We start from the raw sequence: 17,087 nt of genomic DNA on the forward strand, positions 1-17,087 counted from the left end.
AAGGGCTGCTAATCGCAGACCTTCACCTTTTTAATGCAATCATTTTTGGTCACAATGTTTTTTCATCAAGCAGTTGTACTGCTCCTTTTCGGTACTGATTAGGTGAAACACCGACAGCTTTTTTAAATGCCGTACTAAAATAATGCTGAGATTCATACCCAACTTGTTCTGCAATCTCATACACTTGCAACTGGCTGGAATTCAATAGTTTAATGGCTTTTTTCATCCTCATTTCGGTAACCAAACTTACAAAGGTGGTTCCAAGCCCTTGTTTGATCATCCTGCTCAAATAGACTTGGGACACTTGTAATTGCTGCGCGATCAATTCTAATGTTATATCTGGGTTCGTATACTGCTCTCGAATAATATTTTTGGCGCGTCTCGCAATGGGAGAAACCTGGTATTCTTCATACAGCCTCTTTTTACAATCCATATAGACAGCAGGAATCGCATCATAATCACCGGTAATCAATTCTGAGAATAGAACGGGAGACACTTGTAAATAAGATTGGATGCTCCTTTCTATTTTGGAAAACAAATCCTCGTGTATCGATTCCCATAACAGGATATACAGCAGTCCCGATTTATCACTAAAAATGAGATTCTGCTGATTTTCTAATATTTCTACAAGAATGTTTTTTACCCCAAATATAAATAGTCCCCTATCTGCCACGTTAATGAAGGGCTGCTCTATTTCTAATTCCTGACTGCGAATAGCTGCGAGCAGATAGGGGGATTCCTCAGGCAGCCCCCAAAAATGAAGCTGCTCCTTAATGTTTTCATTTGTTAGTTGTCCTTCCATCCAATTTCGGCAAAATTGTTCTTGAATGAACAAGGTATTTTGAGAAATATGGCTTGAGGCTATTTCCAAATACTTTGTTTGAGCTTCTTGAGTTTGTAGTTTAGTCGACACTTTTTGAAGAACCTCGGTTAAATTATCAGGTTTTATCGGCTTTAAAATATAATCTTCTACCTTTAATCGTAAAGCCTCTTGAGCATAGCTGAATTCATCATAACCAGAGATCACCACTACTCTGCATTTAGGAAGGCGCTCCCGGATATTCTTAATTAATGTGAGCCCATTCATAATAGGCATATTCAAGTCTGCTAAAAGAACATCGACATTATATTTTAGGGCCAATTCCAATGCCTCTTCCCCATCTTCTGCCTCCGCTACAACTTCCATCCCTATTTTATCCCAGTCCAGGCAATAACGAATGCCTTCTCGGATATTCGGCTCATCATCAGCGATAAGGACCTTTAATAGTTGCTGCAAGTAAAACACCTCATTCCGGCCTAGAATCTAGATTCATCATTTTTAAGGGCAGTAAAATTTTCACTTCCGTTCCCTTTCCCTCTTGACTAACAATATACAGGCCATATGGGTCCCCATATGTTAATTTAATCCTAGCTTGGACATTCATAACACCATAACCGATAATCAACATTTCCTTCGTTTCTTCAAGACTATCAAAGTTAACAGACAAACTATCCTGTAGTTTCGCTAATCTTTCGTCTGGAATCCCAACCCCATCATCTTTTACATAAAGGACTAAATTTCCCTCATGATTCTCCCCAATAATGGTAATATGCCCTGGTCCCCGCCGTTCTTTGATCCCGTGGTAAATTGCATTTTCAACAATCGGCTGCAGCACCAGCTTTATGATTGATAGATTGGTTAGTTTAGGGTCTATTGAAATACTGTAATTCAATTTATCTTTGTATCTAGCTTTCTGGATCTTCAAATAATTGTAGATATGCTCGATTTCATTTTCTAATTGGATGATGTCATTTCCTTTACTCAAACCGATACGGAAAAGCTGTGAAAGAGATTCCACGACTTCAGCCACATCCAAGGCACCTTTCCTCCGGGCCATCCAATTAATCGTGTCTAGTGTATTGTATAAAAAGTGAGGTTTTATATGAGACTGGAGAGTCCGTAGTTCTGCTTCCCGCTTTTGCCGGCTATGGATTTCAATCAAAGAAATTAAACGGTTGATGTGTTCTAACATGTTATTGAAGCTGCGTCCGAGCATCCCAATTTCGTCTCTCCGAACGCCTCGATAACGAATCGAAAGATCCCCTGATTCCACTTGGTTCATAAAGGCATTTAATTGATTAATAGGTCTTGACATCGAGTGTGAAAAATAATAGGATGCCCCAATGGCGAATGCGCAAATAATAAATAAGAAGCTTATCAGATAGAAGTTGATTTTTTGAACCTCTGAGACAGATTCATTTGTTGAGAATACCCCAATCGTCGTCCAATTGGAAAAGGGAGACTTTCGATAGATGAATTGCATGTTTTCCCCGTTTATCTTTTTTGAGAAAGTTCCTGAGGTTCCTTTTGCAAACCAGTATGGGTGTATTTGATTTACTAGAGAGTCCTGTGGAGAATAAATGACCTCCCCATCATCATCAATGACCATTAAATATCCTGCTTTCCCCAGCCGAACGTCCTCGACTATTTCAGAAATCACCCTTAATTTCAGATCAATCAAGATGACACCAATCACTTTTTGCGTGTCGGGATCCAATATCGAGCGGACACCAGAAACAATTTCACGATCTGAATAATTCACATGGGATGTAACATTTCGATTGTTTGGGTGGCCAATGATCTTAAAAATGCCTTTGTTTGCGACGGCCTCTTGATACCATTTTTCTTCTGTTAATAATTTAATATTTTTCGCATATAGTTCATTGCTGATGTATTCTCCATTACTATTGACAACAAGGATGCCGGCAATTTCAGGATTAACCGTTGTAAACCCTTGCAAAAATTGTCTCATTTGATACTGATTATATATGGATCGTTCCTTGCCGTTTTTCAGAAAATCTATCATTTCAGGATTAAATGAAATCAAATAAGAGCTATCCTGCATATTTTCTACATACGATTCTAAAGATTTGTTAGCTTGGCCGATCAATTGCAGGGTATGTTCAGTAACTTGTTTATCAATAATTTTATCTACGGCCAAACTAATAAGTGATCCGATACCGATGGAAGGAAGAATACTGATTACTAATAAAAGGGCTATGATTTTATAGCGAATGGGTAAGTCGTTCATTTCAAAGGAAGTTACTTTTTTCAACGTCATCACTCAATTCCATGACTGCCTTACTTTGCATAGTATTTTTCCACATTCTCCCTAGTCACGACGGTTATACCTGTATCCATTCTCGGAAGAAGTTGATTACCGCTTGTATATGGTCCACCTTGTGACCTAATTAAATCATGTTGAAGATGAAATAAATATTGTAAGGACCAATACCCCATGTTCCACGTACCTTGAGCAATCGTGGCATCGATTGTTCCGTCCTTCACCATATCCAGCGTTTGCTTATCAGTATCAAAACTTACAATTCTTACTTGTTTATCTTTTCTTAGGTTAATCAAGGCTTCTCCAACTCCAACGCCTCCATTTGCTTCCGTTGCAAAAATCCCGTTTAAATCCGGATGTTCCTTCAATAAATCGCTTACAACTTGACCTGACACTAATTGATTTCCTTTACCGTCTTTAACAGCGACTACTTCAATGTCGGGATATTGTTTTTCGATGGTCTCTTTAAAGCCATTCGCCCGGTCGATATGATTTTGCTGATTCGGTAATGTGATAACCGCTATCTTTCCACGATTCTTTATCATGTCAGCCATTTCATGGGCTGCAGTAGCACCTGCATTGAAGTTATTAGTGCCTAAAAATGAATAGGCCTTGCTATCTGGAGCATCAGAATCAAATAATACAACAGGAATTCCCGCATCAATGGCTTTGTTAATGGTCACATTGAGCGCATTCGGGTGGATAGCGGAAATCGCAATTCCTGATGGCTTTCTGGCAATTACCTGCTCAAGGACCGTGATTTGCTCATTTACATCGTAATTTGTCGCGCCACGATATTCAACGGATACATTCAGCGCTTGTGCCCCATCCTCAAATCCCTTTAATACATTTTTCCAATATTCGATTCCTACTTGAAAAGTAACCATGACATATTTCTCATCAATCGTTCCCTGAAGTCCCTTTGGTTTCCCCTCAAGATTTGTGTTCACTTCACGAGACTGAAAGTTGATTAAATATATAAGAAAGGCACCGAATAATAGAGCATATACGAATAATAGCTTTTTCACAAGGAACCCCTTTCAAAATAAGATGTTATTGTTATTATAGAAAACGTTTGCGATGATTGATAGATAAAATCCATTTTAAAAAAAACATGACAGAAGAAATTATCCACCGTCAGTTGATCAATACAAAAAATTTAATTAAGATTTTCTATTGCAGCTTTTTCAATTGCAAGTCCCTTTGTATAACGATTCATAAATTGCTCAAAACCCGCTACATCCTTTGAAACAGGGGACATCGTCCTACTAGCTTTTTCTACAAATACTTTGTGGCTTAAATAGTCATCCAGCGTTTCATTATCTGCTTTGTTGATTAGATAAGATGCGAGCAGAGCGATACCCCATGCTCCTCCTTCCCCTGCCGTTTCCATCACGGAAACAGGGACATTAAGCGCAGCGGCCATAATGCTCTGCCCAACGCCTCGGGTTTTAAACAAGCCGCCATGACCCAGGATTTCATCCAGTTTCACTTCTTCTTGTTTGAGAAGAATATCCATACCAATTTTTAGAGCACCCAATGCTGTAAATAAATGGACACGGATAAAATTAGCCAGGTTGAAATTGCTTTCTGCAGAACGAACAAACAAGGGCCTGCCTTCTTCGAAGTGGGTCATGTGTTCGCCGGAAAGATAGCCATAAGCGAGTAAGCCGCCGCAATCGGGATCTCCCTGAAGAGCCAAATGATACAGTGTTCCATATAACTTATTTGTGTCTACATCCATACCCATCACTTTAGAAAATTCACCGAACAATCCGACCCATGCATTGAGGTCTGAAGAACAATTGTTGGAATGAGCCATAGCAACAAGGTTGCCTGTAGGTGTGGTGACAAGGTCAATCTCGGAATATACCTTAGACAGTTCCTTTTCTAGTACAACCATGGCAAATACAGAAGTTCCGGCAGAAACATTACCAGTACGCTTCGCGACGCTGTTTGTTGCGACCATTCCAGTTCCTGCATCCCCTTCCGGCGGACAAAGTGGAATCCCAGCCTGCAGCTCTCCGGTAACATCTAACAGCTTCGCCCCTTCTTCTGTTAGGACGCCGGCGTTTTCACCCGCTACCAAAACATTGGGCAAAATATTTTCCAGTTTCCATGATAGATTTTGGGGTGCAATCAATTCATTGAATTGATCTATCATTCTATAATTATAGTTCTTGGTATTCAAGTCAATTGGAAATACACCGGATGCTTCACCTACTCCCAGAACCTTCTGTCCTGTCAGTTTCCAATGAATATATCCAGCAAGTGTTGTCTGGAAGTTTATATCAGCAATATGATCTTCCTGGTTCAAAATGGCTTGATACAAATGAGCAATACTCCACCTTTGCGGAATTTGGTAGTTAAACAGTCCTGTCAGCGATTTCGAAGCCCGTTCGGTCATATTGTTCCTCCAGGTGCGAAATGGCACCAGAAGCTTCCCGTCTATGTCGAAAACCATATAGCCATGCATCATCCCACTAATGCCAATTGCTCCAACGGTTTGTAATGTGACGCCATATTGCTGTTTCACCTCATTAGCCATCTTTTGATAGCTGTCTTGTACACCCTTCCAAATATCATCTTCACTATAGGTCCAGATATTGTTCACATAGCAATTTTCCCAAGTATGGCTGCCGGATGCGATTGGCACATGATTCTCACCAATGAGTACAGCTTTAATTCGGGTGGAGCCAAGCTCAATACCAAGTGTTGTATTGCTACTTTGAATGGCATTTTTTATATCAGAATTCATGGAATTTTTCCTCCAATAAAAAAATAGTAAAATCTGAGATTAGAATAAACAGCAAGGCTATTATTTCTAATAGCCCTGTGTTTTCTTCATTATTTTTCCTTAAAGATGCAATTAACGGTAGATCACTTCATTCCAGCGTAATTCATTATTGAATGCCTCTGATTTCGTGTCCCTGTTAATGACGACGATCTCAATTCCTGCCAGTTCAGCAAAATCTCTCAACTGTTCTGATGTCACTTTGTAAGAGAAACCAGTATGGTGGGCTCCACCAGCCTGAATCCAATTTTCTACCGCTTGCCTTAAGGATGGCTGCGCTTTCCATAAAACCCTTGCAACCGGAAGATTCGGCATATCCTTTTCTGGCTGTACAGCATCTACTTCATTTACTAGAAGACGGAAACGATGGCCAAGATCCACAATGCTTGCATTTAAGGCAGACCCGCTCATTCCATCAAACACTATTCTTGCAGGGTCCTCCTTACCGCCAATTCCAAGTGGATGAACCTCGATTTTCGGACGAGTGGCAGAAATGGTTGGGCAAACCTCGAGCATATGTGCACCAAGAACCATTTCATTCCCTGGCTCAAAATGATACGTATAATCTTCCATAAAGGATGTTCCTTCATTGCCGGCAATCATTTTCATTAATCGAACAAGAGCCGCTGTTTTCCAGTCCCCTTCACCAGCAAATCCATATCCCTGTTCCATCAGTCGCTGAACTGCAAGACCTGGAAGCTGGTGCATACCATGTAAATCTTCAAAAGTAGTGGTAAATGCGGTGTAGCCGCCTTCCGTTAAGAATGCTTTCATACCAAGTTCAATTCTAGCTTGGTAACGGATGGCTTCGCGGACCGGACCATCGGTAAGTCCTTCAGGTGACATATCATATTGCTGTTCATATTCAGCCATCAGCTGGTCAATATCATGTTCCGTTACATCATTCATCCGCCCGACAAGGTCTCCCACTCCGTACCCATTGACTGTCCAGCCGAACTTGATTTGCGCTTCTATCTTATCACCCTCTGTTACGGCTACTTGGCGCATATTATCACCAAATCTGGCAACTTTAAGGTTCTTGCTTTCCGCAAATGCAGCAGCTGTTTTCGTCCAGCTGCCAATACGTTCTCTTACCTCAGGGTTTTCCCAATGACCCACCACTACTTTCCGCTTAACATTCAGACGGGCCGCAATGAAACCATGTTCACGGTCACCGTGTGCAGCTTGATTCAAGTTCATAAAATCCATATCGATTGATTCCCAAGGGATATCACGGTTAAATTGTGTAGCAAAATGAAGATATGGCTTTTGCAGGGCAGAAAGGCCGGCAATCCACATTTTTGATGGTGAGAACGTGTGCATCCAGGTAATGATACCCGCACAATTCTCATCGGCATTTGCTTCTAAGATCAATTTGCGGATGGAATCTGAATCCTTTACTACTGATTTAAAAACTAATTTATATGGAACTCGAGAATCTTCATCCAGACCATTCACGATGGTTTTTGAGTTTGCTTCCACTTGACGAAGTACATCTTCTCCATATAATAATTGACTTCCAGTCACAAACCAGAATTCATAGGCTTTTGTCGTTAACAATTGTAATTCCTCCTTAGTGAATAACAGATAGTAATCTATCAAATAATTGATTCGCATGCCGGTGACAGTCGTCCGTACAAGTAAACCTATATTTAAAGTAATATTTTCCTCTCAATCTACTTTTGTCCATAATAGGCATTAACACCATGCTTGCGGAGATAATGCTTATCTAGCAGGAATTGGTCGATTTCCTTAATCTGTGGGTTTAGCAGATAAGTGTTTAATGCCATTTTGGCTACTTCCTCTAAAATCACTGCATTATGTACCGCCTGGCTGGCATTTTTGCCCCAGCTGAATGGGGCATGCCCTGATAATAAAATTCCTGGCATAGCAACAGGGTCAAGGCTTTCTTTTTCAAAGGTTTCGATGATTACATTTCCTGTTTCAAGCTCATAGCCCCGTTCTATTTCCTCTTCCGTCAAGGTCCGAGTACAAGGAATTTCACCATAAAAATAATCCGCATGTGTGGTTCCAAGGGCAGGAATAGAGCGTCCAGCCTGCGCCCAGCTTGTAGCCGATGGAGAGTGTGTATGTACAATTCCCCCTATTTGAGGAAATGCGCGATATAAGGCAAGGTGTGTTTGTGTATCGGAAGAAGGTCTTAAGCTCCCTTCTACAATGTTCCCATCCAAATCCACTACAACTAGATCATCAATATGTAATTCATCATACGGTACACCACTTGGTTTAATCACCACAAGTCCAGTTTCACGGTCGATACCGCTTACATTTCCCCAAGTAAAAGTGACCAAACCATGTTTAGGCAACTGAAGATTCGCTTCCAAAACATCCCTTTTCAATCGTTCTAACATCATATATGACCCCCTATCACAAGTTATCCTTACAACTTGATTTAATCTTTAAACTTGTACGTATAACCTAATTTCGATTTTATCACCTTATCAATATATTTCAATGTATTTTTTTAATAATTTAGAGAAAAAATTGATAATAAAATTAGCATAGTCAACTATTAAATTATTTGTTAGGATAGGATTATTAGTATTCTTGTACGTATAAGTTACAAGCTTGGCTTAATAGTTGAAAGTGGTGATACTGTGTCTTCACAAACCAAATACAATATGGTAAAGGAAAAAATAACTGAATGGATAACTAGCGGGAAGGTGCAGCCCGGCGAAAAGATCTATTCGGAAAATGAACTTGTGAAAATGTTCGGGGTAAGCAGACATACTATCAGACAAGCTGTCGGGGATTTGGTCCATGAAGGTTTGCTTTATCGAGAGCAAGGTGCGGGAACCTTTTGCTCCTCTAAAAAAGAGCAAACAATGGAGCAGACGCCATCCTTAATCCATACATCCAGTTCTAACGGGAAAAATATTGGAGTGATCACGACCTACATCTCTGATTATATTTTTCCATCCATAATAAAAGGAATTGAATCCCAGTTAACGGAAAAGGGCTATACTTTAACCCTTGCTTGTACGGATAATAATGTGGAGAAGGAAAAACAATGCCTGCAGACCATGTTAAGCAGAAATATTGACGGCCTTATCGTAGAACCTACAAAAAGCAGCCAATACAATCCTAATATCCACTACTATCTGGAATTGGAGCAGAACAACATCCCTTATTTGATGATTAACCAATACTATTCACAGCTAATGCCTCCACACATGATTATGAATGATGAACAAGGCGGTTATATGGCGACTGAACATTTAATAAAGCTGGGTCACGAAAAAATCATTGGTATTTTTAAAACCGATGACCTTCAAGGGGTAAACCGGATGCAGGGCTTTATCCGCGCTTTTAGAGAACATAGCCTGCCATTTTTCCCGGAGATGGTCATTACCTTTTCAACAGAAGATCAAAATAACAAGTTATTGGAACGGTTAGAGAATTTCTTTAGAACAGATTCTACCCCCACCGCAATTGTTTGTTATAACGACCAGCTTGTATTAAATGTTTTAAATTTATTAAGACGACTTGGACATAGTGTTCCAGAGGATGTTTCCATTGTTGGCTTTGATGATTCATCGTTGGCAGTGGCATCAGAAGTGAAACTAACATCAATAGCCCATCCAAAAATGGAAATGGGGATCGAAGCAGCTAAATGGATTGTTAATGCTGTTGAAAATAGAGGGGACCGTCCTCCTTCGATTATTTATGAGCCGGAATTAGTTATTAGAAATTCTACTGCTCCATTTATGAAGGTGCAAAGTTAATATTGATTAATCGTAATAAAAATGGACCAATGGACTTTTATCAAGTCTTTTGGTCCATTTCATTAATCACAGCCAAAACCGATGACAGCTTCTCTATTATTGTTAGTGGTTTATGGTTTGTTTCAGGCAATCTATTTCGGTGATTGTACCAGATGGACTGCCATCCTGCTTCACTTGAAGCTGCAATATCATTTGACCACGTATCTCCAATGTAAAGATGCTCATTTGGTGCAAATCCAGTCCTTTGTGCCACGTGAACGAATAGTTCTGGGCTGGGTTTTGCTATTCCTACCTCATCTGAGATAAATATCAAATCCCTATTAAAATACTTCGTAAGCCCAAGGGACTGTATTTTTTTAAACTGGTGTTCAATAGGACCATTCGTAATAATTCCAAGGGTTAAACCATAATTTATGATCGTTTTCAACACGGCAGTGACATCTGGAAATAAATGAAGTTTTTTTGAGTCATGTTCATATTGATTTTGAAATTCAACTGCCTGCTTTATCGTAATTCTAATATCATAGCTTTCCAAAGCAAGCATGATTCGGTTTATTCTAAGATTCTTCAAAGTTAACTCTTTTGCACTATAGCTTTTCCAAAGAATATCGCTGAAGTGCCTGAACTTTTTGTATAAAGACACAACATCAATTTCCCGATAATTAATGGGTAGCGTTGCGATCAGCGCGTTAGAAAAAGGCAAAAGGTGATCATGCAAGGTATCGTCTAGATCAAAAAAGATTGCTTTTATAACCAACTTACTTCCCTCCACATGTTTTTTGCTGTTATAAAAGCTATTTTAACAGTATAAGAATTCTTTTCCTAAACTGTAGGTCCGAGGTTCGAATCCTCTCTGGGACGCACAAATCGTGTAAACGCTGAATTATCGCTATTTAACCATGGTTTTTAAATTGGTTTAAATAAGACATTAATTCAGCGTTTTTCGTTGTTTTTTAACTATGCTGTAGGACGTGATAATTTGTCAATATAGGACATTCGTCACCTGACTATGTCTATTTTTACTTCTATACTGCCATTTGCCTTGTCCTCTATCTTCTGCCCCGAATATATTATAGAACCAATCAACTTAAGGTAAGGTGAATCGCATAAGATGGAATTTTCCCCAGTTAAAATCCTCATTTGCTTCCGTGCCCATGTTTCTAGTCTGAAACGCCTTCAAATCCATCAAGAAATTGGAGCGACGCTGATTGACAATATTCCAGAGTTGGATGTCGATGTTGTCTCTGTTAAACCCGATCAATTGACTGCAATTTTGTATAGATATTCCGCTTGTAAGGAAGTGGAATATGTAGAACGTAACTGGATATCGAAAGCAACCAGCGAGCCTAATGGATATTCTCCCAACGACTCTCTTTTTTCTCTACAATGGGGACATTTAAAAATTCAGGCTCCACAATCCTGGAGTAAAATTCCTTCTGAAGTCCTCAATCCCAATCTTACTCATAATCGAGAGTTTGAACCCAAAACCGATTCTTCCGTTGTTATAGCGGTTCTAGATTCTGGAATAAATAAGCATCACCCTGACTTGTCACAGAAAGTTGTGCTGAATAAAAACTTCTCGGATTCCTCTACAAGGGATGACTTGTACGGACATGGCACTCATGTCGCTGGTATTATTGGTGCAATTACGAATAATAGAATAGGTGTGGCTGGTGTCACCTTTAATGCGGTTAAATTGATGAACGTGAAAGTATTGAATGATAATGGACGAGGTACAATCAGTGGCACTTCGAAAGGAATAATCTTTGCTGCTAATCACGGAGCAAAAGTTATAAACATGAGCCTTGCCTCTACAGAACCAAATGAAACGTTACACCGTGCTGTTCGATATGCTACAAAAAAAGGAGTAGTATTGATTTCATCTGCAGGAAACTATGGAACAAGTCAGAAACACTATCCAGCGGCTTTTCCTGAAGTGATTAGTGTCGCTGCAACCGATCAAAACGATCAACTTGCTTGCTTCTCCAACTATGGAGGGTCATGGGTGGATGTTGCAGCACCTGGTGTTTCTATTTGGTCGACACTTCCTACTCATTCTAATCCTATGGGAAGTAGGGATACAGGACCTCTTAGCGGAACATCACAGGCATCTTCGTTTGTAAGCGGACTGGCTGGTCTAATCTTAGCAATTAATCCTAAATCTAAAATAAGTGTAAGGCGAATAATAGAATCGAATACTGACCCAATCCCAGGTCAAGGCATTTTATATAAGTTTGGACGAATAAATGCATTTAAAGCGGTCAAAAATGTGACTTAAATTTCCTTTAATTATAAAACTATACAACACAAAAAGGATGAAACCATTGTGGCTTCATCCCTCACTTATTAGAGCGTTCTATCTTTTTGCACCCGCTTGCAGAAGAATTTTCTCAATTTCTGCAAAGTTTCTTTCGCTCCCATGTTGAAGAGGTGTTACACCCTCGGAATCTGGTATGTTAACATCTGCCCCGTGTTCTATTAACAGCTTGATGGTTTCCTGCTGTTTCTTTCCACCGTCACTTAGGACAATAGCCTCCATTAATGCTGTCCAGCCTAAATTGTTTATATGATTGACATCTATTTCTGTTTTTTCTAGCAATTCTTTTACCACAGCTACATATCCATGTTCGGAGGCTGGAATGAGGGCTGTACCACCATACCTGTTTAAAATTTTGGGATTGGCGCCCGCCTCAATAGTAAGCCTTAAAATTCCAATATAACCTTCTGCACCAGCATAAAGGAACGGATTATTTTTCATATTATCTTGAATATTAACATCCGCCCCCTTTTCAATTAAGGCTTGGGTTGTTTCTAAATCATTAGCATAGGTAGCAATCATGACCGCTGTCCTTCCCATACTATCTTGGCTATTTATATTTACTCCCTTATTTAAAAAACTATTAATCTCGTCTATTTTTCCGTTTTCTACAGCTTTAAAAAATTGTTCTTTCATATTAACCGCCTTTTCTATCGGAACTTCACTTGACTTTTCAACTATTTTGGGATTTTGACATCCTGCCAAAATAAGAAACATGATACAAAAAGAAAGTGATTTACGTTTCATAAACAAACCATTTCATTAATCAATTGATAATTGGATTAGTTTATTTGTTCTTTTTTTGTTCGATAGTCCAACTTGTTCATAGATTTTTTTTGCTTGCAGCGCGAGAGGATTTCCTTCCATCGGATTGGCAAAATAAATCTTATTCATATTTGCAAGATAAATAGCACTTAAACACATTGGACAAGGTTCACCGCTGGCATACAATTCACATTCGGATAAGTCCTCTGTCCCTAATGAACGTGAAGCTTTACTGATGGCCTGCAGTTCTGCATGTGTTGTTGGATCATGTGTTGCAATAACATCATTAACTCCCTCAGCAATAATTGTTCCATCTTTTACAATAACCGCCCCAAATGGTTTTCCTCCTTTATCCGCATTATTTTTTGCCAGATTGATGGCATATTCCATCCATTTTTTATTACTCATTTAAACTCACTCCTATCAATTATTTGAATATTTTTCTGTAATTTGGATTCATTTAAACCGATATCATATAGCCTGCTCCCCAAACTGTTTCGATAAATTGAGGATTGGAGGGATCCTTTTCAATTTTGCCGCGTATTTTTCTGATATGCACTGTGATGGTGGTAATATCCCCTGAGGAATCGAGGCCCCAAATGGTTTCGAAAAGATCCTCTTTGCTAAAAACACGATTTGGATGCTGTGCCAAGAAAAGTAATAGATCAAATTCTTTTGCAGTTAAAGCGACCTTTTGATTGTTCACATACACCTTTCGAGCCATTTCATCAATGACAAGCCCTCGGATACTTATTTCCTTTTTTGTCGTATCAATACTTCCAATTAAACGTTCATAGCGTGCCAAATGTGCCTTCACTCTAGCAACAAGCTCACCTGGACTGAACGGCTTAATAATATAATCATCGGCTCCAAGACCCAAACCTCTTATTTTATCAATATCTTCCTTTTTAGCCGAGACAAATAAGATGGGGATATTCTTTACAGCTCTAACTTGTTTACAGATCTCGAATCCATCTACCTCTGGCAGCATGACATCAATAATTAATAGGTCATAATCTTTATTTAGTGCACGTTTTAACCCTTCTTTGCCAGAGGTTTGTAATTCAACATCATAACCATTAATCTCAAGGTAATCTTGTTGTAGTTCTCCAATATCAAGATCATCTTCTACGATTAAAATTTTTTTCAATGTAATCACCACTCTATTTCGACTTCTTCAACGTAAAGAGGATACTCGTACCTGATCCTAATTGACTTTTCACCCAAATTTCACCGCCATGCTCCGTGATAATCTGCTTTGAAATGGCAAGACCTAGTCCGCTTCCGCCGGTAGATTGATTTCTTGATGCGTCCACACGATAAAAACGCTCAAAAATATATGGCAGAGATGTAGACTCGATTCCAGAGCCATTATCGCGGACCTCGATTTCAACAAATTCTTCCTCTTCATTTAAAAAAATGCTGATGATTTTTTCTGGTTTTTTCATATGCTTTACGGAGTTAACTATGATATTAGTCATTACCCTCCTTAATTGATCACGGTCAGCAATTACCTTCGTATCGTTTTCCATCCGATTTTCTACAGTAATCTTAATACCTTTTTCCTCTAAATCAAAATTTATTTCCTCTACAAAGTTTTTTATAAAACGCATTATATCAATGTCCACAAAGGCAAACGGAAGTTTTTTTAAATCAAGCTTAGAAAAAAGAAATAAATCATCTATTAATTGATCCATATCTGTCGCTTTTCGTTTAATGGTAGAAAGGTATTTATCCAATTTCCCCTGTGAAACTGCAACGCCATCTTGAATTCCTTCAATATAGCCTTTAATAGATGTTATAGGGGTTTTTAAATCATGAGAGATATTGGAAATTAACTCCTTTCTACTTTCCTCATACTGAAGTTGCAGGTCAATGGATTCTTTTAGTTTTTTCCTCATTTTGTCAAAGGCATTGCTAAGCTGGCCTATTTCATCCTGCCTGACGTTATCAATCTTTACATTTAAATTGCCTTCTCCCATTTGTTCTGTTGCATTTTTCAAAGAAAATAGCGGCTTAATAATACTCTTGGATACAAAATAACTTAATAGACCATTTACAAGAATTAAGGAAAGAAATAATAATCCGAATATTAATGGAAATAAACTTCTGGACAGCTCAACAAAGGGGCTTACTTCCCTCATAATGATAACACTGCCTTTTTCCTGATCCTGAAAATAAAAATCGAATTTAACATATAAAAAAAATTGATGATTGATACTGATGGTGTCTCTTACTTTAATATTTTCTGGTTCAAAAGAAGGGAGCTTTTTTACGTCCTTTATAGAATTTAATATCTTTGAGGAATGGACAATTTTATCTCCTTTACGGATGATTAATCCGGAAGCAACTGAATCTAGCTTTTGATCAAATTGTTTAAGGAAAACTTCATTTAACAATTGATTTGGTTGTTTTTTAGCTAAATATTTAACATCCAGGAATACATTTTCCTCTGGTTTTGTTAAAGGCTTGAGCGCATATTGACGTGTATACAAATCTTTAATACTACGGATATCACCTGTAATCGCCACTGGTATTAACATGGCACTTATGATGAATAAAACTAGTGTTACGATTAGCATTGTTGTATGTGAAATTAATAATCTCCACCGAATGGACATAAGCGTGCCTCCTGATCCGAGGTACAGTTTTACTAAATTTACCGAAAAGGGAACAAGGTTGTCACCTGTAGACAACCTTGTTTCAAATTCCATTATTCCCTAACCCATTGTTCCTTAAAAACTAAATTTTGGTTTGAAATCACCATGGTATGGTTCATGTTCCACGAAAATAGTAATGTCCTTACCATCTTTATCTTTACCAGTTCTTTTATAGGTAAATTTCTTTTGATTAAGTTCAGTAAGTTCTAGAGCGGCACCATACTTCCTATCTCCAATTGAAACATGGGCTCTTATTTTATTACCGTGTGCAACATCGAAATAGCCATAATCACCGCGGCTTACGCCTGTTTCAGCATTGTAAAACTCATATTTATTCGTCTTGGCATCAAATTTTGCCAGACTTATAAAATTTGAGTTATACATTGTTACATCATTGCCGTTTTCATCTAATACCTTTGTTCCGTGCCAAAGGGTGCTGCCTAAAATTATATCTCCATCAACGTTTTTAATAATATTACCTGTACTAGTGTTCAACTGCTTGTCAGGATCAGTAAAAGACAGATCTTTTTCTTTATAGGGAACGTGTTCAACAAATACCTCTACATCGTTGCCATTTGCATCTTTTCCGATTCTTTTATAAGTAAAAACATTTTTATTTAGTTTTGTCATGTCGACAACCGCTTGGTAATTCATTGATTCTGAAATTAATATTCTTTTCTTCCCATCATTGGTGATAAAGAAAGTTCCTTTATCGCCGCGACTATTCCCCGTTTTAGCATCAAAAAATTCATATCTTCCTGATTTCGCGTCATATTTCGCCAGACCAATGAAGTTTGCATTCTCTTTTGTTAAATCATTCCCATTTTTGTCGTATACTCTTGTACCTTGCCATTCTGTACTGCTAAGAATGTTAGCCATTTTCTGACCTTTACTTAGTTTATGTTCTGAATGCTTTTGTACTGTTGTAATCTCTTTCTTTTGTTCACTTGCGTTAACTGGCGTACTTGTACTAATAGCACCTATTGCTATTGTCACTCCGAGTAAAGATGATATTATTTTTGCTTTATTAATCATTTTTTCATCTCCTAATTATGACTTCGTCGACGTAATTTGATTGTACCTGACAGAACTTAACTCCCTATATAAAAAATATTAACAAAGTCTTAACTTTTAAGTTTTAAACCTTAAGTCGTGAATACGAAACAAGGAAAAACCTACTTACCTGAATTAAAGTAGGTTTTTTCTTTACTATTCACTGTCTTGAGTGGTATTAAAAAATTCTCGCTGCTCTTTTTCGTCAGCATTTACATTATTGTCGGCCTTGCCCATTTTTCCATCTGATTCGTAACTTAAATTCTGTGGTGTTTTTTTATTCTTATCCATAACAATCCCCTTTCAAAACTAGTATGTTCCCCATCATTTTATTGTCTGATTACGTTGGAAAAATATACTGTATTACAAATCTCCTTCGACTCTATTTTTTAGTGCTGACGGGTTTATGAACCGTTCTTATCGACCGTCATCTCCATTTTTTAGTACTGTCGGGCTTTATGAACCGCTCTTATCGACCGTCGCCTCTATTTTTTACTGCTGACGGGTTTTATGAACTGCTCTTATCGACCGTCGCCTCTATTTTTTTACTGCTGACGGGCTTTATGAACTGTTCTTATAGACCGTTGCCTCTACTTATTACTGCTGACGGGCTTTATGAACCATTCTTAAGTCAAGTCCTAGATTTTG

Annotated in this window: 15 protein-coding genes; 2 read left to right on the forward strand and 13 right to left on the reverse strand. The window is 38.4% G+C overall.

All coding sequences use genetic code 11. From position 1 onward, the window contains the following. Nucleotides 1-49: 49 nt before the first annotated feature. The 6 genes from ACIFOT_RS22320 to araD form a co-directional block, all read right to left on the reverse strand. Complete coding sequence (locus ACIFOT_RS22320) at nt 50-1,276, reverse strand: response regulator transcription factor (RefSeq protein WP_430068010.1); 1,227 nt, start codon at nt 1,274-1,276, stop codon at nt 50-52. A gap of 10 nt (nt 1,277-1,286) precedes the next feature. Beyond that, the gene (locus ACIFOT_RS22325; RefSeq protein ID WP_430068013.1) at nt 1,287-3,101 is read right to left on the reverse strand and encodes a cache domain-containing sensor histidine kinase; all 1,815 of its coding nucleotides are present in this window, start codon (nt 3,099-3,101) and stop codon (nt 1,287-1,289) included. A gap of 20 nt (nt 3,102-3,121) precedes the next feature. After that, nucleotides 3,122-4,132 (reverse strand): substrate-binding domain-containing protein, encoded by a 1,011-nt coding sequence (locus ACIFOT_RS22330; RefSeq protein WP_430068016.1) that lies wholly within the window; start codon nt 4,130-4,132, stop codon nt 3,122-3,124. A gap of 131 nt (nt 4,133-4,263) precedes the next feature. After that, nucleotides 4,264-5,862: a xylulokinase gene (locus ACIFOT_RS22335; protein ID WP_430068019.1), complete on the reverse strand. Its 1,599-nt coding sequence runs from the start codon at nt 5,860-5,862 to the stop codon at nt 4,264-4,266. A 111-nt stretch (nt 5,863-5,973) separates the two neighbouring features. Beyond that, nucleotides 5,974-7,458, reverse strand: coding sequence for an L-arabinose isomerase (gene araA, locus ACIFOT_RS22340; protein WP_430068023.1), 1,485 nt, complete (start codon nt 7,456-7,458; stop codon nt 5,974-5,976). A gap of 116 nt (nt 7,459-7,574) precedes the next feature. Further along, a complete protein-coding gene (gene araD, locus ACIFOT_RS22345; protein WP_430068052.1) occupies nt 7,575-8,270 on the reverse strand; it encodes an L-ribulose-5-phosphate 4-epimerase in 696 nt (231 codons plus the stop codon). Between the two features lie 246 nt (nt 8,271-8,516). Here araD and ACIFOT_RS22350 point away from each other — a divergent pair, with 246 nt between their 5' ends. Beyond that, nucleotides 8,517-9,644: a GntR family transcriptional regulator gene (locus ACIFOT_RS22350; RefSeq protein WP_430068026.1), complete on the forward strand. Its 1,128-nt coding sequence runs from the start codon at nt 8,517-8,519 to the stop codon at nt 9,642-9,644. A gap of 40 nt (nt 9,645-9,684) precedes the next feature. Here ACIFOT_RS22350 and ACIFOT_RS22355 read toward each other — a convergent pair whose 3' ends face one another. Further along, complete coding sequence (locus ACIFOT_RS22355; RefSeq protein ID WP_430068029.1) at nt 9,685-10,401, reverse strand: HAD family hydrolase; 717 nt, start codon at nt 10,399-10,401, stop codon at nt 9,685-9,687. A 354-nt stretch (nt 10,402-10,755) separates the two neighbouring features. On the opposite strand from ACIFOT_RS22355, the gene ACIFOT_RS22360 reads away from it, so the two are divergent. Then, entirely contained in the window at nt 10,756-11,922 is a 1,167-nt protein-coding gene (locus tag ACIFOT_RS22360) for a S8 family peptidase (protein ID WP_430068032.1), read from the forward strand. Between the two features lie 78 nt (nt 11,923-12,000). On the opposite strand, the gene ACIFOT_RS22365 is transcribed toward ACIFOT_RS22360, so the two are convergent. The 6 genes from ACIFOT_RS22365 to ACIFOT_RS22390 all read right to left on the reverse strand — a co-directional run bounded on the left by ACIFOT_RS22365 (nt 12,001) and on the right by ACIFOT_RS22390 (nt 16,730). After that, nucleotides 12,001-12,714 (reverse strand): ankyrin repeat domain-containing protein, encoded by a 714-nt coding sequence (locus ACIFOT_RS22365; RefSeq protein ID WP_430068034.1) that lies wholly within the window; start codon nt 12,712-12,714, stop codon nt 12,001-12,003. A 9-nt stretch (nt 12,715-12,723) separates the two neighbouring features. Continuing rightward, nucleotides 12,724-13,134, reverse strand: coding sequence for a nucleoside deaminase (locus tag ACIFOT_RS22370; protein ID WP_430068037.1), 411 nt, complete (start codon nt 13,132-13,134; stop codon nt 12,724-12,726). A gap of 52 nt (nt 13,135-13,186) precedes the next feature. After that, a complete protein-coding gene (locus ACIFOT_RS22375; protein ID WP_430068040.1) occupies nt 13,187-13,876 on the reverse strand; it encodes a response regulator transcription factor in 690 nt (229 codons plus the stop codon). Between the two features lie 13 nt (nt 13,877-13,889). Then, on the reverse strand, nt 13,890-15,347 hold the full coding sequence (locus tag ACIFOT_RS22380) for a sensor histidine kinase (protein ID WP_430068043.1): 1,458 nt from the start codon (nt 15,345-15,347) through the stop codon (nt 13,890-13,892). A gap of 114 nt (nt 15,348-15,461) precedes the next feature. After that, a complete protein-coding gene (locus ACIFOT_RS22385; protein WP_430068046.1) occupies nt 15,462-16,421 on the reverse strand; it encodes a DUF4822 domain-containing protein in 960 nt (319 codons plus the stop codon). A gap of 174 nt (nt 16,422-16,595) precedes the next feature. Next, the gene (locus ACIFOT_RS22390; protein WP_430068049.1) at nt 16,596-16,730 is read right to left on the reverse strand and encodes a hypothetical protein; all 135 of its coding nucleotides are present in this window, start codon (nt 16,728-16,730) and stop codon (nt 16,596-16,598) included. Nucleotides 16,731-17,087 lie beyond the last annotated feature (357 nt).

The organism is Neobacillus sp. NRS-1170, assembly GCF_050468025.1.